We start from the raw sequence: 23,413 nt of genomic DNA on the forward strand, positions 1-23,413 counted from the left end.
CATGTTTAAATCCATCGCCAAAAAGTCTCTTGAACTGGTTTTGTTCTTTCTTATTCTTTCCTTTGTGAGCTTCTGTCTGCTTAAGCTTGTTCCGGGCGATCCCGTCCGGAGCATTCTCCGAGTCGACGATGTAGCTGTGTCGAATCAGCAAATTATGGATATGCGCAGCCAACTGGGGCTGGATCAACCATTACCTGTGCAATATGGTAAGTGGTTGGTTCAGTTGCTTCAGTTTGATTTTGGACAATCTTATTTAACCCATCGTCCAGTATTCACAGAGTTTATGGAAAAACTGCCTTATACACTGCTGCTGACCGGAGGGTCTCTGTTCATTATGCTGCTAATAGCTCTCCCGTTGGGAACGATGGCGGCGCTCTACCGTAACCGCTGGGTTGACAGAGCCAGTCGTGTGTTTGCCTTAATTGGCTCCTCGATTCCCAGCTTTTGGCTGGGGCTTTTGTTTATTGAATGGTTTGCAGTTAAATTGCGCATTTTGCCGTCTATGGGTGAAGGAACCGCTTTTCATTTGGTACTGCCTTCTCTTACCTTGGGATTGGCAATGGCGGCCGTTTATGTACGAATGATCCGCGCAAGTCTGATTGAAAGCTCGGGGCAAGACTTTATCAAAGCGGCGCAAGCGCGTGGAATCAGCCCCATCCGCATTTTTTTCAGACATATGCTCCGTCACAGTCTAGTTCCACTCATTACGGTATTCAGTGAGAGTATAGGCAGCCTACTGGGAGGCACAGTCGTGATTGAAGTGCTATTCGCCTATCCAGGGCTGGGCAAATGGATTGTGGATGCCATTGCAGCAAGGGATTACCCCATTATTCAGGGCTATACCGTATTTATGGCTGCATTCATTGTATGTATCAATATTTTGGTAGAGCTGTCCTACCGTTGGGTCAATCCTGAAATCGCTTTGAAGGAGAAACGTTTATCATGATAAAATCCGTACATGCGGAAAACAGGCAGCTCACTAGAACGCGATTGTCCAATACATGGATCGTGTCGCTCTCCATCCTGCTCATTCTTGCAGCAATTACAGTCGTTCCGTTTCTTGCTCCGCAAGATCCGTATCGTATCCAGATGGGGAATCGACTACAATCGATCAGCGCTACACACTGGCTGGGAACAGATCATTTGGGCAGAGATGTACTATCGAGAGTGATAGCTGGACTTCGGACGACTGTCGGAACCAGTTTATTGATTTTGGCCGTTTCGCTTGTTGTCGGGGTCCCTCTTGGTCTGCTTTCAGGGTTTATTGGAGGCTGGATGGATCGTGTATTCAAACGGGTGGTCGATGCCTTCATGACATTACCTGATTATATTTTTGCCATTGTACTGAGCGGTTTGCTCGGACCAGGCTTAGTAAATCTTATTTTCGCGGTGACTGCGGTAAAATGGGTTGGTTATGCACGCCTGGTGCGTAGTACCGTTCTGGCTGAAAAGCAAAAGGATTACATTTCGTTATCCATACTGGCGGGTACCTCCTCCCTGCGGATTGTCATGCGGCATATTCTCCCCCATGCAATTGGGAATGTTCTTGTGCTGGCTACGCTGGATATCGGCAAAATCATTTTAATGATTGCCTCCCTATCTTTTTTGGGCTTAGGTCCACAGCCGCCAATTCCTGAATGGGGTACGATGCTGAATGAAGGACGAGCGTATTTTCAAATGGCTCCCCACCTGATGCTTGTTCCAGGGATAGCTGTCGTGCTAACAGTGCTACTGGCGAATGTATTAGGAGACAAACTGCGCGACCGTTATGATGTTAAAACCCGGACAGAGGAGTGAACTGGCACATGCTGACTATTGAAGGCTTAACGATTCGGACAAATGTAAAAACGATTGTAGAGCAACTGAAGCTTGCCATTCGTCCGGGGGAATGGTGTGCTCTTGCCGGCGAAAGCGGTAGCGGCAAAAGCATGACGGCGTTCGCTATCGGCGGCCTCCTCCCCTCTTCTGTTACAGCGGAAGGAATTATTGCGTGGAAGGACAAGAATTTGCTGGATCTATCCGCTAAACAAAGACGTTCTTTGCTTGGTAGTGAAATATCTTACATTTTTCAAGACTACCACGGGGCTTTCACCCCCTTTCTGCGTGTGGGCAGCCAACTGGACGAGCTGATGCGCGCCCACGGCAAACAAGATCGCAAGGCACGTAAGCAACGCTGTATCGAGGTGCTGGAGCGCGTACAGCTTCCCGCCGAGCGCGTGTACCGCAGCTATCCGTTCCAGCTCAGCGGCGGTCAATTGCAACGGGCAGCTATTGCGGCTGCACTGCTACTGGAGCCGAAGTTGCTTATTGCCGACGAGCCTACAACAGCGCTGGATACGCTCACAGCTCATCGGGTGCTTCAGCTCATTGACCAAATCCGGACGGAGACGGGTATTTCCGTCTTGTGGATCACTCATGACCTGCGTCATGTACGCAAGTATGCAGATCGAATCGCAGTGATGCGCGAAGGTTCACTGGTTGAAACTGGTGAAACGCAAGCGGTGCTGAACCATCCGGCCCACCCGTATACTCGTCGTCTACTGGCGGCTATTCCACCGCTGTCTCCGGGCGCTCCAGCACGTTTGCCTTACAACAACACTGAAGAACAGAACGCATTGGAAAGGAGCGCTTTACATGAATAATCAAGCCGCCTACGCTCAGCAGCAAGACACGTCTAATGCTGTCGTGACCGTCTCCGGTTTGACGAAGGCTTACGCTGGAGGTAAAACGGTGCTGCAAGATGTTGCTCTGTCGATCTCCCCCCGAGAATGTCTGGGTATCGTCGGGGAAAGCGGCAGTGGGAAAAGCACACTCGCTCGCTGTATTTTGACATTGGACCCGTTTGATCAAGGTGAGCTTAGGCTGGATGGACAGTCTATCCGTGGGCTAAAGCGGAGCGAATTAAAACGGATTCGCAGCAGGCTGGGGGCAGTATTTCAACATCCATCTGCGGCTTTGAACCCCAGACTAACCATCCTGCAATCCCTGCTGGAGCCGCTGGACCAGCTTAAGTGCTATGTTCCTTCCTTTATGGCGGGTATGTCCTCAGAACGTCGGGATATAGCAGAACATTTGCTTGGTATGGTAAAGCTTCCAGCCAGCTATCTGGACAAGTTTCCACATCAGCTCAGCGGTGGGGAAAAACAACGTGTAACCATCGCACGTGCTATCAGTACAGAGCCGGATTTTATCGTATTGGACGAGCCAACGGCAAGTTTGGATGTGACTACACAAGCCACCGTTTTAAATCTGCTCAAGGATTTGCAGGATGAGCTAGGACTGGCTTATTTGTTTATCTCACATGATCTGGCGGCTGTGCACTTTATGAGTGATCGAATCATGGTCATGAAAGAAGGCAGTGTGCTTGAGCATTTTCCCAAAGAAGCATTATTTCATTCGGAACGCCATCCCTATACACAATCATTACTGGAGGTTTTTTCAACATGTTGCCTTCCCACCGAGCCTATCTTGCTTTAGCTATCCCTTTAATTATTTCGACGATTACAACCCCGCTGCTCGGTGCGGTGGATACAGCAGTAATCGGTCATTTAAGCCATTCCGCGTATTTAGGCGGTGTAGCGGTGGGCACTCTTATTTTCAATACTTTATATTGGTTGTTTGGCTTTCTGCGAGTTAGCACATCAGCTTTCACGGCACAAGCCGCAGGGGCACAAAATAACGACCAGGGCATAGCTGCTCTCATGCGCCCACTGGCCATTGCTTTACTCATTGGTGCGGTATTCATTGTGTTGCAAAAGCCAATTCTGCTGGCTTCTCTCCAGCTAATCCATCCGGCGCAGGATGTGGCGGCGCAGGCAGCGATTTATTTTAACATTCGTATTTGGGGAGCACCCCTTACATTGGTGAACTATGTGCTGCTAGGCTGGCTGATGGGTTTGTCCCGCGTGAAGGCTACATTGTTTTTGCAAATTTCGATGAATGTGATCAATATGGTATTAGCTATTGTATTTACACAGATCATGCATTGGAATGTCACGGGTGTGGCAAGCGCTACTCTGATTGCAGAAATTCTTGCATGTGTATTGGGTCTGGTGCTGGTGTTCCGCTCATCGATTTGGAGAGAATGGAAGCAAAGCGGACAGATGAATTGGCGAGGTTGGTTTGGAGCTTCAGAGTTGAAAAATGTCATGGCAACAAACCTTGATCTCATGATTCGCACAGCCTGTCTGCTGACAATGTTTAATCTGTTTACGGCACGCAGTGCGAGCTTTGGAACCGATCAGTTGGCGGCGAACGCTATTTTGTTGCAGATCCATTATATTATGGCTTACTTTTTTGATGGGTTCGCCAACGCCAGTAGCATTATGACGGGTCAGGCTAGGGGTGCCGGAGATCGTAAAATGCTGCAAAGGGTTATTCACTTGTCCTGGTTCTGGACACTGGTGACCAGCGTAGTGACGGGAGGATTGTATTTCGCACTGAAAGAGCCGCTTATCTCGCTATTTACGGATAATGCTACAGTGATTAGCCTTACAGGCCCTTATAATGGATGGCTTGTGGTCTTTCCGCTGGCAGCCGGGCTGGGACTGGTGTTCTATGGTGTGTTTACAGGGATGACGGTAACGTATCCGATCCGTAATTCGATGCTGATCTCATTGCTCTGCTTTTTGATCGCTCTCTTCTGGTGCGTTCCCCATTATGGGAATCACGGACTTTGGCTGTCCTTTATTGTATTTGCCCTAGGACGGTCGCTGTTTCTTGTAATCTATTTACCTCGCTTGCAGAGGATATAACAGCACCTGATTTACATCGCTCTCAAAAACAAAGGATGTCCCATCCACCATGTACGTGGTGTTGGGACATCCTTTTATTATTTATTCATACGGGTTTATCAGATTAGAAGTTTAAAAATCCTTTTATTCGCCTTGTGGAACGGTCAAGCCCAGACCATCCGCTACACGACGTCCGTATTCAGGATCAGCCTTGTAGAAATGTCCGATCTGACGCAGTTTGATTTCTTCACTTTCTACGGGCTTCATCGCATTTACGATGTTTCGGACCAGACGTGCACGTTCTTCTTCACTGAGCAAGCGGTACAGGTCGCCTGGCTGTGTGTAGTGATCATGATGATCGTAGGCTACACTTTGAGCTTCGCCAGACACTTCAAAAGGAGCAATTTTGTGCGCAGGTGATTCTTTGGGTCCACCGAGACTATTAGGCTCGTAATAAACAGATCCTCCGCCATTGCTGTCACTGCGTAATGCACCATCACGTTGGTAGTTGTGTACTTCTGCATGCGGACGGTTGATCGGCAACGAATTATGATTTGCACCTACACGGTAGCGATGTGCGTCGCCGTAGGCAAACAGGCGTCCTTGCAGCATCTTATCCGGGGATGCTTCAATTCCAGGAACAAATGAACCCGGAGAGAATGTCGCCTGTTCTACCTCAGCAAAGTAGTTCTCAGGATTGCGATTCAGCACCATGCGCCCAACCTCAATCAGCGGATAATCCTTTTGAGACCATACTTTTGTCACATCAAATGGATCAAAGCGGTACGTATCTGCATCTTCTACCGGCATAATCTGCACATGAAGTTTCCATGCAGGAAAATCACCTTTTTTGATGGCATTAAACAAGTCTTCTGTATGATAATCAGGATTTTCACCGGCAATTTTCGCAGCCAAATCCACATCAAGATTTTGCACACCTTGCTCTGTTTTAAAATGATATTTCACCCATACTGCCTGTCCTTCGGCATTGACCCATTTGAACGTGTGACTACCGAAACCATGCATATGTCTAAGTGTAGCTGGAATACCGCGGTCAGACATAAGGATACTTACCTGATGTAGCGATTCAGGAGATAAGGACCAGAAATCCCAGACCGCATTCGGGTTTTTCAGATGGGTTTGGGGATGACGTTTTTGCGTATGAATAAAGTCAGGAAATTTAATGGCATCCCGAATAAAAAACACAGGTGTATTATTGCCCACGAGATCATAGTTGCCTTCTTCTGTATAAAACTTCACCGCAAAACCACGTGGGTCGCGCACCGTATCGGACGAGCCCAGCTCACCAGCCACAGTCGAAAAGCGAATAAACATCGGTGTACGCTTGCCCACCTCAGACAAGAAGCTTGCTTTTGTAAATGCAGACAAATCATTAGTGACTTCAAAATATCCGTGCGCCCCTGCACCTTTTGCATGAACGACACGTTCCGGCACACGCTCCCGGTTAAAATGCGCCAATTTCTCCAGCAGATGCACATCCTGAATTAGTGCGGGACCCCGTGAGCCTGCTGTGATCGAATTTTGATTATCTCCAACAGGAGCGCCCCAGCTTGTGGTCAGGTTCGTTGGTTGGTTACTCATGATTGACATCACCTCTTGAATGAATTGGTTGTTGGTTGACTATGTGCCTTTCACTATAAATTGTGTACAAACAAAAATCAATACTTTTTTATAATTATTATAATCTAGGATTTAGAATTAGTTTAAAATCATAAACAGAAAAAGCAAGCCTCATAAGGCTTGCCGTATATGCAGTATTGTATTTATTTACTAATAGGTATGCTTCATTTTTATGTTCTGTAATGATTACTTTGATCACTTCTCGAAGTTTTGGTATGGAGGCTTTCAGACAATATTCATGTAGAATTCATCATAAGATCATAAAAGCAGCTGCTTCCTATCGAGAAAATCCAAGATATCCTGAACCGACTGGATTACCTCCCGACCTTCAGTCGATACGATTAGATCGGGTTCCAGCGGTGCTTCATAGGGAGCATCAATCCCCGTAAAATGATGAATTTCTCCGGCACGCGCTTTCTTGTACATTCCTTTTGGATCGCGTCGCTCACATTCCTCCAGGCTGCACTGTATATAAATCTCATAGCAACCTTCCTGCTGTAAAATCTCCTTTACCATTTCACGATCTTCACGATAAGGGGAAATGGTGGCGCAAATCGTTAGAACACCCGCATGTGCCATTAGCTTTGCAACTTCAGCAATACGGCGGATATTTTCTTTACGGTCAGCGGGCAGGAAACCTAGATTCCGATTTAAACCATGCCGAACATTATCCCCATCCAAAATAAACGTGTGTATGCCTCGTGCGTATAACGCTTTTTCAAGTGTGGAGGATACCGTTGATTTCCCCGAACCAGACAGCCCCGTAAACCAAAGCACCGGACTTTTATGTCCATTCAAAAGCTGACGCGCTTGCTTATCAACATCGGACACATGCCAGGTTAAATTCGAAGATGGATTCATTCAGCACCTTCCTTTTTCATGAGATATTATAGTAAACGATTTAATGCGCTGCCTTTACTTCAAGAAAGAACATTTTTAAAGCTGTTTAAGGTACGTTGGTCTGCTTTATGATCCAACACTGCAAAAACAATCCGGTCAAACAGCAAACCGTATCCTTCATCTACAAGCACTTGCTTGAACCAGAGGGCAACCTCTTCCGGCTTATTGCGGAATACTCCGCAACCATAGGCTCCCAGCACAAGATGTTCTACGCCGTTTTGCTTAGCCATTCCAAGAATGTAACGGATCCGCTCCAGCATCACTTCACCAATCCGATTCACCTGCTCTGGTTTCCGTTCTCGCACAACTCCAGCATTTACACCAGGTGCGGTCAGGAAATCGACTTGATACGGCTCCTCCAACAATGTCCCGTGATCATCCCGAAATACCGGAACTTCAGGCGAATAAATCATATAATCTGAATAAAAACAGCTCCGCAGCTTCCGATTATGTCCATACATCTCTTCCATTTGTGAAATGCAAGGATACAATGCTGACGAACGAGCCAAGCTTTCTTCTTGAGCCTGGCTGCCTCCGAGAAATCCACCTCCCGGATTTTTGGCTGATGCAAAATTCAAACACGCCACGTGGGTCAGCTTCTCCTCTACCTGGAGTCTGTATGCCGCCTGTAACGTGCTTTCTCCCGTAATTTCCAATTTTGCAATGATCGTCTGTTCTTCTATGCGGGAAGAAGGCCCCAATATACTTTTTATTCTTTGCTCTGCCTCTTGTTTTACAGCTATCAGCTGAGAAGGTGTATATAACTTCGAGTCTGTGACCGCATTTCCTATTTCTTTTGTCATATTTACTTGAACCTGTTTGATATTCGTATAATACCCATGTTCCAAAATGGATAGTGTTTCCTGCGCCATATGCGATCGGGCATCCCGGTTGCTCCGGGAATTCATTGTATTTTTCACGGTGACTATTCCTCCTTTTGCAATACATCCTCACGTAAATTCGTCAATATTTCTCCTAGCCAGTTCGTGCCACGCCATAGCTTGCGGTTCCGTATACGAGCATCGCTCTCAGCTAAGCCTACACCCCAAATGGTGTCGGTCGGACTAGCCTCAACCAGAGTGGTTCCTTTCGTTTTAAGCAAGTGCTTGAGCAAATTCGGATTTTGTGTAAACTTGGCGTAATTACCGTCATACACAAATTGCTGGCAATTGCCCTCCCACAAGGACTGGTCAAATCCGCGCACACTGCGGCCACGGGCTTTTTGCTCCCTTGGGGTAGGGGCTTGCATAATTTTCAGGGCCGCCTCTTCATCCCCAAAAAGCTGTGCTTTTTTTAACATCATATATTGCTCGGCACAGTTAAACTCCAATCCATCCACGACAAAATCAGAAGGATACCATTGCGAAAACGGCGAATGACTGCGATAAAAAAACGTAAACTTTTCCATGAAGATTCCTCATTTCATATTCCTTATGCTACATAAAACGCGATCGAGGCTTAAATCGGTATAACTTGGACGGACGATGTCCGGCTGCCTTTCTATACTCATTGGTTTCTTCAACGAGATCAGCTATTTTACGACGAAAAGCTGCGGCCAACAGCTCCTTACCTAGAATAATTTCATACACCTGCTGAAGCTCACTCAATGTAAATAGAACTGGCATCAGGTGAAACGCGATATCTGTGTATTCTATTTTGCTGCGTAGACGCTCTATACCGTACGCAATAATTTTTGCATGATCAAAAGCAATTCCTTGTGACTCCAGCACTTCTCGCTTGATTTCAATGGTTCTTCCCTTAAGAATTTCAGTTATTTTTACTTTGGCTGACAGATGGATGTCCCCATGCTTTAATGTGATGTCAATGTCTTGTTCCCATGTGTAGCCTTCCGGCTGATTCGTCCGCGTCTCCTGAGCTACGCTGTAATCCAGCTCAAACCATTGGGCATCAGCGGCATCATCCCCCGCCTGTACCTCCAAGGAATCATGGTCCACCAATGCCATGTAAGCGCAGCTGATTACCCGCATACGAGGATCACGTGCCACATCTCCCCAAGTATATAGCTGCTCCATATAAATTTGATCCACATTCGTTTCTGTTTTAAGCTCGCGTCGTGCAGCCTCTTCCAGACTTTCATGTATGCCTACAAAACCACCCGGCAACGCCCATTGCCCTATATAGGGATGCTCCCCTCTTTGGATCAAAAGAAGCTGGAGGGTCTTCTCCGGCAGCTTCCGGTAATTTTGTTGGAGCTGATCCATTACCGTAAATAGCAGCATATCTACCGTTACGGATGGGCGCTCATATTCATTCGCATCATAAGCGGCCAAGAACTCCTCTTCCGTTAAGCCACTGTGATTATGTTTCGATCCATCTGTCACTTGCGTCACCTACCTGTTCATATATGGTCATTTGTCGCTTTTGATTCAAAAGTGACGAATGCTTTATGTAATTTTTAATTTGAATCAATTGATAAAAACAAAATGTTAATATCAATACAATAATATATAAAAAGTGCTTCGTCAATAGGGTGTATAGACCTATTTTCAATTGTTGAATAGTACTATTAGACTGTTTACTGAATTTTACTTGTTGCTTATTGTCATATCATGTATGATGTTTTGGTCAATATAGGAAATACAACATACTAAACACGTAGGGAGAAGATCTAATTGTCTAACCAGTTTAACCCGCAAAACAATCAGCAAGGAGCACCATCCAGACCAGCCCCTGTTTACCCGCCTCCTGTATCATTCAAGGAGTGGATGATCAGTTTACTTTTGATGGCTATACCGGTAGTTGGACTTATTATGCTGTTTGTGTGGGCATTTAGCGGCTCGACTAATCCGAGCAAAGCTAACTATGCTAAAGCAGGCCTTCTTTGGGCCGCTATTGTAATTGTGATCTATATCATTATGGCTGTTGCTCTGTTGCCTGCTATCATAAGTTCATTGAATTCAAGCAGCTACTATTGATTTCAAGTACATAGCAAAATAACCTTCTGATGAATCAAGCTGATACATCAGAAGGTCTTTAATCTAAACTGCCGATCCCGTCGGCAGTTTTTATTTGATCTCTTTTCGCTTTACTCCTCCCAATTGGCGTAGCTCCCCCTTATAGCTTGAAAAAAAGCAAAAGAGAAACCCTGATTTTGTGTGGACCGCGTTTCTCAGGCAGCTAACCTAACTTCCTTTACTTATACCAAAGATCATCTGTTTCAAGTTCCTGTAGACTGCTCAAAAACGATTTTGAGTTATCAACATAAAGTTCGGTATCAATATAGTACAGCTTTTTATCATGTAAGCATTGATCAATATACTCTGCATTTAATATACTTTTATCTTCTACATTGGCAGCAAAAGCTTGTAATTTGGGAAGCGCGGTTTTCTGATATTCAAGCCATGAATGATGGAATCCAGCTGGCTCCTCCAGACAATAAATATCATGATACAACGCTTCAGCAATTCCCTTCTTCCTGAGATAGTCGGGTGAGAAAGGCATACTTTTGAAGTGCCGGCCGGTCATGGCGAACACGCGGTAGCTCCAATGAGGAGCACCGTGATTAGATTGGCAAAAAAGATTCAGGAAGAATACAGAATAGTGCATTTTAATTGTAATAACTTGATGTTTCTTCACTTCCGAAACAATACGATCCGCCATCCGACTGTCAATGATCTCATCAAAATCAGCCAAAATGATCACATCATCGTCTTTAACTTTATCCTGTAAGATAGAGGTACTCCTGTTTCTTTGGCAAGCCTCATTATGAAACGCACTGTTATAGCTGAGCAGACGCCAGTACCAGCGGTCAAAGTTATCTGCGCCGCAGCTATCCACATCGAAGTACAATGAGTGCTTCTCAGGTTCACGAAACAGTTGATCCGCGTGAAATGGATGATGAATCACCTTGGGACCAACATAATCTGGATTAAAGTTGCAGGGCTTATCCAAATAGCTGAACGTCTTGTTGGCTTCGATCACGTGCAGCTCGTCAATCCAGCCGGCATTTTCTTTTATTTTAATATCTGCAATGCGATTTTCATTGAAAAACGGGCAAAATTCATATACTTTCATAATCTGAAGCTCCCCTCCCCTATCATGGTATATGGGCGAACACCGATGCTTTGGCACAGATGTTCGGATATGAAGCGTATTAGCTCAGCGATCGTCTGATCCTTATAATGTAGTGAACTATAATAGCAGGTTAAACTTAATCTATCGCGTCTAAGACCTGCTGTTATATTTAGCTTGTAAGCAGAGGGATTGTCTGCCGCGTTCGTATTTCCGTAAGAAATGGATAAAGGCTCGTACAACTCATCGGCTATCCCGTTCATTTCCTCTGATTGGTAATGGAAAAGCATGTGTGTTCCGTCCTTTAGTGGTTCCGTATTTGGATAAATATACTGTATCAAATGACGTAAAATAAAGTAATCCATGCCTTCAGATGGAATATGCCGCAACGTGTGTACGACATGTCCCAGTGCCATTTCCCAATTGTCGGACAGTTCTCCTTCCGGGATCTGAATTCGAAGGGGATATGCTCCGGCGAAAAAACCAATTGTACGATCAATCACGATACCTGGCAAAAAGGACTCACGTTGATAAGACATCACATGCAGCAGCAAATCTGATTGCTTTTTCAATTGGAAACAAGCCTGTGACAATGCCGTCAGTAAGATGCTCAGTGGTGTAGTATGATGCTTTACAGCCAATGCTTTTAGAAGAAGCATATGCTCCTCTCCTTCAAGTAAATCATACGTAATGGTTCTCATGTGTCGGTGAAGAGGCTGTATCTCCGATTCCGTGTCAACCTGTAAAGATTGGCCGCCTTCCACAACCTTACTCCAGAAAGTGGATGCTTTAGGAAAAGGATCTTTTGCCGCATATTGCGTCAACGCTATGCACCAATCCCGATAACTGCTTCCCTCCTCCTCCGCATGTAACGCCAGATCATTCCCTTTTCCCGGCAGGAGAAGATGTCTCAACTCTTCTAAAAAAATGTTTATGGAAATCCCGTCAAAAATTAAATGATGGAACAGAAGTAATATCACCTGTTGTCTCTCTTCGCAATAATGGTCAAACAACACAACTTTCCATAAAGGTCCTTCCTTGATATCGAATTCACGCTGCACTTTCGAGCAGTATTCCGAAATGTAGGCGTCATGTGATCCCGAGACCATGTGCAAATCCACGTAAGAGACCACCTGTTCTATACTTATTTTCTGCTCAAACTGATACCATTCATCATCCAGTTGAGCAAAGGATAGTCGCAAGGCCTCATGTTTGTTCAATAGTGACTCAAGCGACGTGCTCAGCAATTCTATAGGAATGCAATTTTTGAGCCGGGCCAGATAAGGTACATTAAACATGTTACGATTCACGAGATCTCTTTGGAAAAAACGTTTTTGTACAGCAGACAGCGGAAATCCGTCATCCGGATATGCTTTTCTTATGGACTGAATATATGAGATATCCATTTTCGGACAAAGGACAGTTGCTGTATCTGTCATTGCATTACTTAATGAAAGGGCCAAACGTTCAATCGTCTGTTCGCGAAATATTTGGTTGACCGTAACCGGATATCCGCTTTTTTGCAGCAGGCTGGCTATGCGTAGCGCATGGAGCGAATGTCCTCCCAACGTATGAAAGTCTTCATTTTTGCCAATGTAATCTAGCTTCAGAACCATACCCCAAACTTCTTCTATTGTTTGTTCCAATTCAGTCTTCGATCCAGCATTTGATTCTCTATCACTACTATGAATTTCAGGTAAAGGAAGCTTTTTGCGATCGATTTTTCCGTTAGCCGTTAATGGGAACGATTTCAGCCAAACATAACGAAACGGTATCATATAAGATGGAAGACCTTCAGCCATAAAAGTATGAAGCTGCTCCACTCGTTGCTCCTCTTCCGCTGTATAGTAAGCGATCATCCGCAAATCGCCATGAACCTCCCGGACAAAGGCCAGACATTCTTTCACTACAGGATAGCTGCTAAGACGGGACTCGACTTCTCCGAGTTCGATTCGATAGCCGCGAAGTTTTACCTGATCGTCAGCCCGTCCGATATACTCGATATTCCCGTCTGGCAGCCATCTCGCCCGATCTCCCGTATGGTATAGAATTAAATTTGTACCTCTTTCGCCATCTTTGGCAGAGCGATATGGATTCAGTGCAAACGCATGCTGTGTCAATTGGTTTTGCCGCCAGTACCCCCTTGCAACCCCGTCTCCCCCCACGCATAATTCCCCGATTGCTCCGACAGGCTGAACACGACCCCACTTGTCCAGAATATAACAAGTTGAGTTACTAATGGGCTTGCCAATAGGAATATTCTGCTCAAAAGGCTTTTCGATCCGGTAGCTCGTCGAAAAGGTGGTGTTCTCCGTAGGGCCGTATGCATTGAGAATCGAAAGTTCCGGATAGGCAAGCCGGATACGATTTATATGCTTAACCGACAAAATTTCCCCACCTATGAGCAGCCATTGGAGTCCAGCAAATATCTTTTCATTTTCTTCAATCCAGTGATTACACAGTGCGGAACTTAGCCATAGTGTATTAATTCTCCACTCCTTCATCCGCTGCTCCAGCACATGGATATTTAGAAGATCATCTTTTGAAACTACAAACAGCTGTCCTCCGTTCAGCAACGTCCCCCAAATTTCAAACGTAGAAGCGTCAAAAACAGGCGAACCCGTATAGAGCAATCTGATATCAGAGGAAAACGGGAAATAACAGGTGTTTTTGACCAAGCGAATGACACTGCGATGTTCCACCATAACGCCTTTCGGTTTTCCTGTCGATCCTGATGTATACATTAGATAAGCAAGGTCATTGGGAGCAATCATGTTCTTCTTCTCTTCTTGTTGCACCACTTCATTTTGGTCAAAATGCTCTGTATTAATCAGTGTTACACGGACTCCCTTACAGGCTTCCGAGATGCGTTCCGCTCCTTCCTGTGAGGTGATGATGGTGCCCAGTCCAGCGTCCTTGATTAATTCACGGGTTCTTGCTGCCGAAAAATCGGGGTCAATGGGAACATAGGCATATCCCGCTTTCATGATCGCTAGGATGGAGACAATGAATTCAAGAGAGCGCGACAAGTAAACCCCGATAAACTTTCCATGACTGTTATCATCAGCATTATCCGTTAACATCTTGGCAATGTGCTGAGACATGAGGTTTAGGGTGTGGTAGGACAAAACCTGATTGTGCACAATTACTGCCGGCTGCATAGGCCGTAGTTTCGCTTGCTCCTGGAATAAATCAACAATTGAACGTTCTCTGGGATATGCTGTATACGTATTGTTCCAGTCATAGACGATTTGATCATATTCATCCTTGTTCATAAAGCAAACGTCTCCGACGGTGTGATTCGGATATTCCAACACATATTGCACCGTATTTAGCAGTTGCTCTGCCAGTCGGCAAACCGTTTCTTGTTTCAGTCGATCTGCATCATACATAAACTTGATGGTGATCTGTTCCCCGTCATTGGCAACGGTGATCGTCATTGGATAATTCGTTTTCTCTCGTTCCTCCATAGCTGACATCTTCAATTCATTTTCAGGCTGCTGATAGTCGTTCAAATAATTTTCAAATGCCACGATACTGTAAAACATGACATGTCCTTGAATACCAGACCAGCTCTTCAGTTCGTTCAGACTCACATAGCTGTAGTCGTTTAGTTTCTGAATGGTTTGGTGCAGCTTTTGTACATATTCAGTGATGGTTTGCTCCACATTCCAGTGCATGACCAAAGGCAACGTATTAATCAGCATACCCGTGACCCGATCCGATTGCGCAAGATCCGATCCCCTCCCGGACACGACCATGCCAAATACGGTTGTATCCGCATCTTGATAGACTTGTAGCACTTTGCCCCATGCGAACTGCACCAACGTATTTAGCGAAACTTGTGCTTGCTGTACAAAATCAGCGATCCGCTTGGCTCGTCTCGAATCGATACAAAAAGTCTCGATCTGTTGGTTCTCAATCGGTTGATGTACATCGGGAAGTACGCCCTTCTCTATCGGCAAATGGGTTGGCTCCGTTACGTCGGCCAAATATGCCTTCCAGAATGACTCGGCCTCCGTGCGATCCTTATTGTTTAACCAACGAATATAAGTTTCAAAAGAACGGGTCAAGCTGCGCTGTGGCATCCGGTTTTGCAGGCTACAAGCATAGAGCTCATGAACCCGACTCAGTAGTAGCGGCAGACTCCAACCGTCCAGCAAAATATGATGGTAACTCCAGATCATCGTCCATTCATTCGAAGCGGTCTGAATCAGTGTTATGCGGAACGCAGGCTGACTCAGATCAAAACGGCGATTACGATCCATTGTCATCCAGCCTTCGATACACTCCTGTTGCTGCTCTGGTTGCTCTGCTTCAAAATCCAAAAATGTCCAATCCCATTCTGCATTTCGGACAATACATTGTATGGGCTTGTCCAACGCCTCCCAAATGTAGCAAGTCCGCAAGCTATCATTTTCGGCAATGACGCTGTTCCAGGCCTCTCGGTAACGGTCTACCTCTAGCCTGCCATGATATTTCCAACTAACCTGCACAAAGTATTGATCGGAACTAGGATGATCTAAATAATGGAACAGCAGTCCCTCTTGTAAGGGACTTAGGTACATCATTTTATCCAAACCATATTGCCAATGATATGTCTTTACGATCTGGTCGAGCGAATGCTGTTCCAGTGATACTGATGGAAAATCGCTAGGTGTGAACTCTTGGTGTTCAGTCCGGCTGCAATGTTCGATAATAGCAAGCAAACGTGTTATAAAAGTATCAAATAACTGAGTAATGGTGGCTTCTTCATAGTGACGTTTGCTATATTTCATAAACAAATGCAGCTTGCCATGAACAATGGAACAGTTGAGTTCCAATAGGCTTGTTCCATGATTAAGCGGCGAGCTATAGTCCTGTGCTGCGTCACTTGTAAACCCTAACCACTGATTTAATTCGCTCGCATTCCCCTGATCAAACTGGCCCAAGTAATTGAAAAGAGCCTGAGGTTCAGAAGCTGATAACTCGGAACGGACTTCTGTATTCGGATGGCAGTATCTCAAAGCGCCATATGATATGCCGCGGTGAGGAATACAACGCAACTGCTCTTTGACAGATTTAATCGTCGCTCCCAAGGGGGAACTGTCCGTAATCTGAATGCATACCGGAAACATGGAGGTAAACCAACCGATGGTTCTTGTCAGATCTATATCAGATACAAAGTGCTCACGTCCATGACCTTCTAAGCGAAACGCAATCGTCTTCTGCCCAGACCAAGCGGAGAGCGCCAGGGACCAGGCTGTAAGTAGCAGGTCGTTAATCTCGGTATGGTAAGCTTGGGAGCAATGGTGCAAAAGCAGTTCCGTATCGTCTGGAGTAAGCATCGTAACCCATCCCGAAGATTCACTGATCTTTTTACGAGCCGGGGAATGGTCTACTGGCAGCACAAATGCTGCGGTTTGATGCTGCACTTTTTTCCAATATTCAATATGACGTAAAGTATCTTTATGTTTAGAATAACTCATCAATACAGAATGCCATTTTTTGTATGGATTTAAAACAGTAGGCAGCGCTATACCCTGATACAATTGATACAATTCCTGGACCAATATTCTCCAAGACACTCCATCAATGACTAGATGATGTATAGTCATAAACAGACGGGTTTTACCGTCAGGGTGACCTTGAATTACTCCTGCATTCATCATGGCGCCCGTCTCATAATTCAATTGTCTGTTCCACGTATCACATATGCTTGAAATTTCGGATTCGGGATAATCGACTTGTTGAAGGGTGTAGCTAGCCAGTTGAATGGAAGCATCCTTTCGGTAGCGCTGCGAATACACATGTTCCTTGACTACGATCTCCATTGAAAGCTCTGGATGTAATCGAATCAATTGATTAATGGCAGTTTCCAGCTTCACAGCATCACAATCACTGAGTACAAACAGCTGAGATTGGTTGAAATAATGCGGCTCTACAAACTGTTGCTCGAAAAACCAGTGCTGGATCGGTGTCAAACCAAATTCGCCTGTCAAGTCAACGCTGAGACCTTCCTTTTGATCATTGTCTGTCCAAGTACCCACAGTAGCTAATTTCTGAATGGTTGGATACTCCGCAACTTGTCTTGGAGTAAGCATGATACCATGATCCCTGGCCATAGATACGACCTGAATGGCAAGAATTGAGTCTCCCCCAACCGCGTAAAAATGGTCGTTAACCCCGATATCTCCTCTTTTTAAAATCTGCCGCCAAATCCAAAGCAAGCGCTTTTCGAAACCGTCCTCGTCTGCTTCCACAACTTCATCAGCTTGAATAAATAAGTTGCCCCTCGGATCGGGGAGAGCTCCACGTTCGACTTTTCCGTTTGTATTTACTGGAAATGAATCCAGATAACAAAAATATGAAGGAACCATATAAGCTGGTAATACAGAGTTTAAGTGCTGTGTCAGATCGGCCTCTTTCAGTTCTTCTACGGCAGTATAATAGGCCACCAGTTTATGGTAGGACCCGTCTTTCCAGGCTTGAACGATACATTGACCGATGTCGGGATGTTGGCAGAGCTGATGTTCTATTTCACCCAGTTCGATACGATACCCTCTGATTTTAATTTGTTCATCACTACGGCCGATAAATACCAATTCACCGCCCGGCGTCCATTTCACAATGTCCCCGGTTTTATATAACCGCTCACTGTGTGGTGGCTTTTCACTGCTGTTTACAACCTCTTTGTGAACGAACCGTTCCTGAGTCAGTTCTTCACGATTCAAATATCCTCTGGCAAGCCCTATACCGCCCACCCATAGTTCGCCGGGAACGCCGACAGGCACAGGACTACCGAATGGATTCAAAACGAATAAACGTTTGTTATAGACGGGTTTGCCGATCGTAATTTCTTTTCCTGGTCTGCAGACAGAAGTAGAACAAATAATCGTCACTTCGGTCGGCCCGTAAGCGTTCACGAATCGTCTTCCTCTTCCCCAATAGTCCACAATATCAGACGTACAGGGTTCTCCAGCAGATACAATTGTCCGCAACCTTGGCAGTTCCCTATGTTTCATCGTTCGCAGCACAGATGGCGTCAGCATGGCAATGTGGATATTTTTCTCTTCAAGAATATCTGAAATGTCTGCATAAGGAGGCAGTTCCTCGTCTGCCAGAACAACCACTGTTCCGCCTACTGATAGCGTGCCGATCCATTCGTAGACCGAAGCGTCGAAACTAATGGAGGCGAATTGCATGACTCTTGAATCTGAGGTGATACCAAACTTTTCAACAAGGTAAGGGATCAATGTAACCAGACCAGCGTGTTCAATAAGTGTTCCCTTTGGTCTTCCAGTAGAACCGGATGTGTAGATGACATAAGCCAGATCATTCTGTTTAACCTTGATCTTCAACTTTTCGTAGGGATAGTAGTCCTGCTGCACCAAGCATTCATCCACACAAATCAGCGAATGTGCTCCCATACCCATTTGAGAAATATATGGATTCAGCCTACTTACTAATTGGCTGTGCGTTATAATCATTTGGGCCTGTGCATCTTCTAAAATAAATCGCAGCCGTTCCCCGGGATATTGCGGATCGACCGGAAGATAAGCAGCGCCCGCTTTCATAACTCCAAGCATCGATGGGATCACGTCTGCGCTTCTGTCCAAGACGATGGCAATCAGCGTGCCGGTCGGCAGAACGCCATGCCCCTGTATCGAATACGACTCTAAAATCATGCGGCTGATTTGATTTGCCCGGTGATTTAACTCATAATAGGTCAGCTTCTGCTCTCCAAACTCCAAGGCGATTGCATCGGGTGTTCGGCCAGCCTGCTCCTCGATCAATTGAACCACAGTTTTATCCAAAGGATAGGCTTGTTCCGTATCATTCCATTGTTGCATCTGTCTACGTTCTCTTGTGGTCAGCATGGGGTGAAATAGTACCCTCTTCTCCGGAAGAAGGAGTGCATTTGCCAGAAGTGTTTTGAAATGGCCTGCGAATCTAGCGATTTGCCTTTTTCCAAAACGACTGCCATCATACTGTATTGCGCACTCCAATACATCCGGGCCATAACGGTAGCAGAGCGCGATTTCTCGCTGATCTATACCATGTAGGGGAGCCAGCTCTACCATATTTAAACTTGGAGATGGGAAATTATCATAAATTTCTGCGATACCCACATTGAAGAAATCCTTCTTTCCCCCTGATAGAGGATCAACTTTAGTTTGCTGCGAAAAATCCTCTCTCAATTCATCGCTACTATGTTGTTGGCTCCATTCCATTTGTATCCTTTGTATCAAAGAGAGAAGATGATCTTCCTTCTGTATATGAATGAGTAGTGGATAATCCAGACGACATTCTTCCCCTTCTTTGTCTGATACCACGGAATATAAAACAGGCAGAGCATATTGATTGGCGTAATGGGATAGCAGTACGGACCATATGGCTGTTATAAAAGAAGGCATACCCAGCTGATGATGCTGTACAAATCCCATAATCGCTTTGACCTGTCTTGTCCCCAAACGAATCTTGTAAAGCGCTTGATCATCGCTTTCGGGCTGTCCGGCATTTCCACTATGGTGAGAAAATAAAGGCAAGTAACGTCGCGGCCTATCAGAACAACTCTGATTAGGTGTATTGGCTGATTCCATCACTTATTAAACCTCCCCTATCCGGAATGCCATACCGGCAGCTTGATAAAAAGCAGCCCTGACTTCCTTAACCTCTATCTCGTAACTGCATCGTATAGAAAAAATAAGGCCGTCCGTGTAGGAAGAAGTAATGCAATTGAACAGTGAATAGATCGGCAGCGGATTTGGTTGTTTTATGACAATATCATCATAATAATTGCTGTGTTTTGAGCCTGCTTTGGCGCTGTTTCCTAAATAGTTAAACATGAACAAGTCTAGTTGCTCGTACTGCTTTCCAAACTGTACGAGTGTTCTGGCCCGTTCCCACTTGTCTTTGTAATCAGGACTTGTAAGAAGATGCATAAAATTAATTGTGTGGTGCTTTAATAAATCCAGTCTGCTTCTGACAGACTGCATCATTTCATCTGGATTCTGCTTCAGTTCCATCAGCATAGGCACAAAATCAATAAATTCACCAGCTGTGTTATAATAAGCCGCCTCGTCGTACCTTCTTCCATCATATAAAAATAACAATGGTAGCTTATCCATACCTAAATAAGTTTGCAAGCCCTTTGTATAGACAGAAAGCGCAAACTCCAAAGAAGGATTTTCAGCAGGGATGCTTACGTTAAACAGATAGGCTTCTGTGCTCGTTCGAAGATTCGGTGCTTGGAAGACGTTTTGCTTGCTTTTTTGGAACGCTTCCAAATTAAAGGCTGATATCAATTCTTGTTCCGTAATTCCTTTCGGTCCACTTTGGATTTGTTTCACATACTCCACATAGGGCTTCACTTCATCCTTAGGAAGGGGCTGATTTTGAAGCAGACTCCTGTAGTAAGCAATCAACTGTCGTTCGGCTACTTCCGATGTCACCCGATCGCATATCGCATGATGATAAATAGTAATGACATAATGTTCACGCAGGTTTCGTTTCAGCACAAACATGTGGAACAAAGTATGTTCTACGGCGAAACGGGTGTTCGTTACATAATCATTTATCATGTCCGCAATAGGACCACATGGATTGTAATCCGACACGTCAATAATGTTGAGCTTTGGCAAACCATCGCTAGGAAGTACGTATTCCCACCAATAAGTCCATCCATCTCTTTGTACCGGGACGCTTCTCAGTAATCCTTGACTTTGTATAAAAAGAGCGTAAGCCTGATCCAAAAAATCGTAATTCACACACTCATCTAGCCTAAATATACCTAAGCTTGGAGGTGTATGAAACGAAATTTGCATTTGTTGAATTCCACTTAGCGGATATTCTTGTGCCACTTGCCCTGTTTTAATCCACTGATCTTTTCTCAAATAATCGTCTTCCAGCCGCTTGCGTAAACTTGCCGCCTGATCCAGATCCATGCTTATTAAGCCTAGACGCTGGAAAAACTCCTCTTCATCCATGGTCCAGTATGGATCAGCCATGTTAGCTTTTTGATGCAGTGGTACAATGTAGTGAGGCAGTAGCTCTTGAGCTATTTTCCCATCCATGATCCGCATGATATGGTTTACGTCGGCCGCCGTGTCGTAGTAAAGCACCTGAATATCTCTAACTTCGTGAATAAAATCCCTTACTTGGTATTTCACCAGCTCGTAAACACCATCTGTTTCTTGGTGAAGCCAAGACACCAACTCTTGAGTAGTTTCTATGATGCCCTGCTGCTTTTGGGACCCTATAACACTTATCTGAGTTGAACGAAGATAATCAGCGAGTGCCCGAATCGTTTTATAGTGGTATATGTCTGTTAAAGTGGCGTGATATCCTGCACGCTCCATTCTCGACATTAATGTAAGCGCATGAATAGAATGCCCACCGAGGTCGAAGAAGCTATCTAAAACACTGAACTGCTGCACACCCAATACATCCTGCCAGATGTCCATCAGCTTCGTTTCCAGTCCCGGCTTCGGAGACACATATTCTGCACCACCATGTATATTCTCTTCAAGGGCCAACAGTGCCTTGCGGTCCAGCTTACCATTCAGTGTCAATGGCATTTGCTCTAGTTGTATATAAAAAGATGGAATCATGTAATTCGGCAGCTTTATAGAGAGAGCGGTTTTAATTTCATCTGCTGTCAGTTTCTTGGTCGCCGTAAAGTATGCTTCCAGCTGCTTTTGACCGGCCTCATTTTCACGGGCAATAACTGCCGCTTCTTGTACATCATCTATTTTTAATAAATGCGACTCTATTTCCCCAGGCTCAATTCGATAACCCCGTATTTTCACTTGACCGTCAATCCGGCTGATATATTCGATGTTTCCGTCCGCTTGCTCTTGCACCCAATCTCCAGTTCGATACAACCTGCCTCCAGGTACCCATGAAGACTGAATAAACCTCTCTTCTGTCAGCTCTGGACGATTCAAATAACCTTTAACTAATCCATCGCCAGCGATGTACAGTTCACCTGCAACTCCCTGCGGCAGAGGATGCTGCTCTTGATCCAAGATGTAAACCTTCGTGCTGCTGATTGGTTTGCCGATCGGTACGGTGTTTGCATTTTCGTCCAAATGATCAATCGGGTAATAAGTAGCAAACACCGTACTTTCTGTCGGTCCATAGACATGAATTAAACGGCCCGGACCTAGACGGGCAAACGCTTTACGCACATGGCTGACTGAAACCTTCTCACCACCGAATAGCAAGGTTTCAATAGTTGCAAAGCAATCGGGATCAACATCCACCAATGCATTAAAAAGTGCTGTCGTGACGAAGCATTTCGTGATCTGTTGTGTCCGTAGGACGCTTGATAGCTCACGTGCATTCATGGTTTGATCTTGTGAGTTCAAAACGAGAGTGCCTCCGTTAAGCAAAGCCCCATAAATACCAAATGTAGAACCATCGAACGAAAAACTGGCCACTTGTAATATCCTATCTTTTGTCGAGAATTGGATGTAATTCGTCTTTTTAACAACACGTATAATATTGTAGTGCATCGTCAGGGTACCCTTAGGTTCGCCGGTTGAGCCAGACGTATACATAATGCAAGCAAGGGTGTCGGAACCTTGATTAGATGTGAGATTTCCTGTTTCTTTCCCGTAGTTCCGCTTGTCCATCAAATCCAGTACAACACTGTCGAGCTCTGTTTGTTGGTGGATTGGAAGCCGGGTCAGCAGGAGATTTGCACCAGAATCCGTCAGCATATAGCGTATACGTTCCTTCGGGTATTCAGGATCAATTGGCACATAGGCTCCCCCAGCTTTTAAAATCCCGAAAATTCCGATGATCATTTCCAATGAACATTCGACCATAATTCCGACAGCCTCGTCATTATCTAAACCTTTAGCCCGCAAAACATGTGCTAGTTGATTAGCCTGTTTGTTCAGATCAGCATACGTCAAGTGCTTGTCCCCAAATACAACCGCTATGTGATCCGGTGTGCGCTCAACCTGCTCTTCAAACAATTGATGAATCGTTTTCTCCCGCGGGTAATCCGCTAACATACCGTGTAACATACTCCATTTCATCTCCTTCTCCTATTAACTTTTTTAAAGATAGGAATCTTTTGTATGAGCCAACGCTAAAAAAGAGTATGTGTGGCACTT

14 protein-coding genes are annotated in these 23,413 nt (G+C 45.1%); 6 read left to right on the forward strand and 8 right to left on the reverse strand.

From position 1 onward, the window contains the following. Position 1: 1 nt before the first annotated feature. Genes nikB through KAI37_RS12915 form a run of 5 tightly spaced genes read left to right on the forward strand, consistent with a single transcriptional unit; the run spans position 2 to position 4,754 of the window. On the forward strand, positions 2-946 hold the full coding sequence (gene nikB / locus KAI37_RS12895; protein ID WP_220029551.1) for a nickel ABC transporter permease: 945 nt from the start codon (positions 2-4) through the stop codon (positions 944-946). Further along, a complete protein-coding gene (gene nikC, locus KAI37_RS12900) occupies positions 943-1,797 on the forward strand; it encodes a nickel transporter permease (RefSeq protein WP_023988850.1) in 855 nt (284 codons plus the stop codon). Before nikB ends, nikC begins: the two co-directional genes overlap by 4 nt. Positions 1,798-1,805: 8 nt before the next feature. Further along, the gene (locus KAI37_RS12905; RefSeq protein WP_220029552.1) at positions 1,806-2,642 is read left to right on the forward strand and encodes an ABC transporter ATP-binding protein; all 837 of its coding nucleotides are present in this window, start codon (positions 1,806-1,808) and stop codon (positions 2,640-2,642) included. Next, positions 2,635-3,477: an ABC transporter ATP-binding protein gene (locus KAI37_RS12910; RefSeq protein WP_220029553.1), complete on the forward strand. Its 843-nt coding sequence runs from the start codon at positions 2,635-2,637 to the stop codon at positions 3,475-3,477. Before KAI37_RS12905 ends, KAI37_RS12910 begins: the two co-directional genes overlap by 8 nt. Beyond that, positions 3,444-4,754 carry an MATE family efflux transporter gene (locus KAI37_RS12915; protein WP_220029554.1) on the forward strand — a complete coding sequence of 437 codons (1,311 nt, stop codon included), beginning with the start codon at positions 3,444-3,446 and terminating at the stop codon, positions 4,752-4,754. Before KAI37_RS12910 ends, KAI37_RS12915 begins: the two co-directional genes overlap by 34 nt. 123 nt (positions 4,755-4,877) lie before the next feature. On the opposite strand, the gene katA is transcribed toward KAI37_RS12915, so the two are convergent. The 5 genes from katA to KAI37_RS12940 form a co-directional block, all read right to left on the reverse strand. Beyond that, positions 4,878-6,335, reverse strand: a complete 1,458-nt coding sequence (katA, locus tag KAI37_RS12920) for a catalase KatA (protein WP_220029555.1) — start codon at positions 6,333-6,335, stop codon at positions 4,878-4,880. Positions 6,336-6,632: 297 nt separating this feature from the next. Beyond that, complete coding sequence (gene cysC, locus KAI37_RS12925; protein WP_220029556.1) at positions 6,633-7,235, reverse strand: adenylyl-sulfate kinase; 603 nt, start codon at positions 7,233-7,235, stop codon at positions 6,633-6,635. 59 nt (positions 7,236-7,294) lie between these two features. Next, complete coding sequence (locus KAI37_RS12930) at positions 7,295-8,194, reverse strand: TIGR02452 family protein (protein WP_220029557.1); 900 nt, start codon at positions 8,192-8,194, stop codon at positions 7,295-7,297. 5 nt (positions 8,195-8,199) lie between these two features. Beyond that, positions 8,200-8,682 carry a riboflavin biosynthesis intermediates N-glycosidase gene (locus KAI37_RS12935; protein WP_104494645.1) on the reverse strand — a complete coding sequence of 161 codons (483 nt, stop codon included), beginning with the start codon at positions 8,680-8,682 and terminating at the stop codon, positions 8,200-8,202. A 28-nt stretch (positions 8,683-8,710) separates the two neighbouring features. Continuing rightward, a complete protein-coding gene (locus tag KAI37_RS12940; RefSeq protein WP_104494642.1) occupies positions 8,711-9,616 on the reverse strand; it encodes an NUDIX hydrolase in 906 nt (301 codons plus the stop codon). 291 nt (positions 9,617-9,907) lie between these two features. On the opposite strand from KAI37_RS12940, the gene KAI37_RS12945 reads away from it, so the two are divergent. Further along, a complete protein-coding gene (locus tag KAI37_RS12945; RefSeq protein WP_181127204.1) occupies positions 9,908-10,210 on the forward strand; it encodes a hypothetical protein in 303 nt (100 codons plus the stop codon). Between the two features lie 217 nt (positions 10,211-10,427). On the opposite strand, the gene KAI37_RS12950 is transcribed toward KAI37_RS12945, so the two are convergent. Genes KAI37_RS12950 through KAI37_RS12960 form a run of 3 tightly spaced genes read right to left on the reverse strand, consistent with a single transcriptional unit; the run spans position 10,428 to position 23,335 of the window. After that, complete coding sequence (locus KAI37_RS12950; protein WP_220029558.1) at positions 10,428-11,309, reverse strand: glycosyltransferase family 17 protein; 882 nt, start codon at positions 11,307-11,309, stop codon at positions 10,428-10,430. Further along, positions 11,306-19,888 carry a non-ribosomal peptide synthetase gene (locus KAI37_RS12955; RefSeq protein ID WP_220031476.1) on the reverse strand — a complete coding sequence of 2,861 codons (8,583 nt, stop codon included), beginning with the start codon at positions 19,886-19,888 and terminating at the stop codon, positions 11,306-11,308. Before KAI37_RS12955 ends, KAI37_RS12950 begins: the two co-directional genes overlap by 4 nt. A 6-nt stretch (positions 19,889-19,894) precedes the next feature. Further along, positions 19,895-23,335 carry an amino acid adenylation domain-containing protein gene (locus tag KAI37_RS12960; RefSeq protein ID WP_258382969.1) on the reverse strand — a complete coding sequence of 1,147 codons (3,441 nt, stop codon included), beginning with the start codon at positions 23,333-23,335 and terminating at the stop codon, positions 19,895-19,897. Positions 23,336-23,413 lie beyond the last annotated feature (78 nt).

Source organism: Paenibacillus sp. S25 (assembly GCF_019454085.1).
GTDB lineage: Bacteria > Bacillota > Bacilli > Paenibacillales > Paenibacillaceae > Paenibacillus > Paenibacillus polymyxa_B.

Bases quoted from the DNA above. Each gene is read 5' to 3' on its own strand.
- cysC (WP_220029556.1), bottom strand. From the start codon at position 7,235: ATGAATCCATCTTCGAATTTAACCTGGCATGTGTCCGATGTTGATAAG.
- KAI37_RS12905 (WP_220029552.1), top strand. From the start codon at position 1,806: ATGCTGACTATTGAAGGCTTAACGATTCGGACAAATGTAAAAACGATT.
- KAI37_RS12915 (WP_220029554.1), top strand. From the start codon at position 3,444: ATGTTGCCTTCCCACCGAGCCTATCTTGCTTTAGCTATCCCTTTAATT.
- katA (WP_220029555.1), bottom strand. From the start codon at position 6,335: ATGAGTAACCAACCAACGAACCTGACCACAAGCTGGGGCGCTCCTGTT.
- KAI37_RS12955 (WP_220031476.1), bottom strand. From the start codon at position 19,888: ATGGAATCAGCCAATACACCTAATCAGAGTTGTTCTGATAGGCCGCGA.
- KAI37_RS12935 (WP_104494645.1), bottom strand. From the start codon at position 8,682: ATGGAAAAGTTTACGTTTTTTTATCGCAGTCATTCGCCGTTTTCGCAA.
- KAI37_RS12950 (WP_220029558.1), bottom strand. From the start codon at position 11,309: ATGAAAGTATATGAATTTTGCCCGTTTTTCAATGAAAATCGCATTGCA.
- nikB (WP_220029551.1), top strand. From the start codon at position 2: ATGTTTAAATCCATCGCCAAAAAGTCTCTTGAACTGGTTTTGTTCTTT.
- nikC (WP_023988850.1), top strand. From the start codon at position 943: ATGATAAAATCCGTACATGCGGAAAACAGGCAGCTCACTAGAACGCGA.
- KAI37_RS12960 (WP_258382969.1), bottom strand. From the start codon at position 23,335: ATGAAATGGAGTATGTTACACGGTATGTTAGCGGATTACCCGCGGGAG.
- KAI37_RS12910 (WP_220029553.1), top strand. From the start codon at position 2,635: ATGAATAATCAAGCCGCCTACGCTCAGCAGCAAGACACGTCTAATGCT.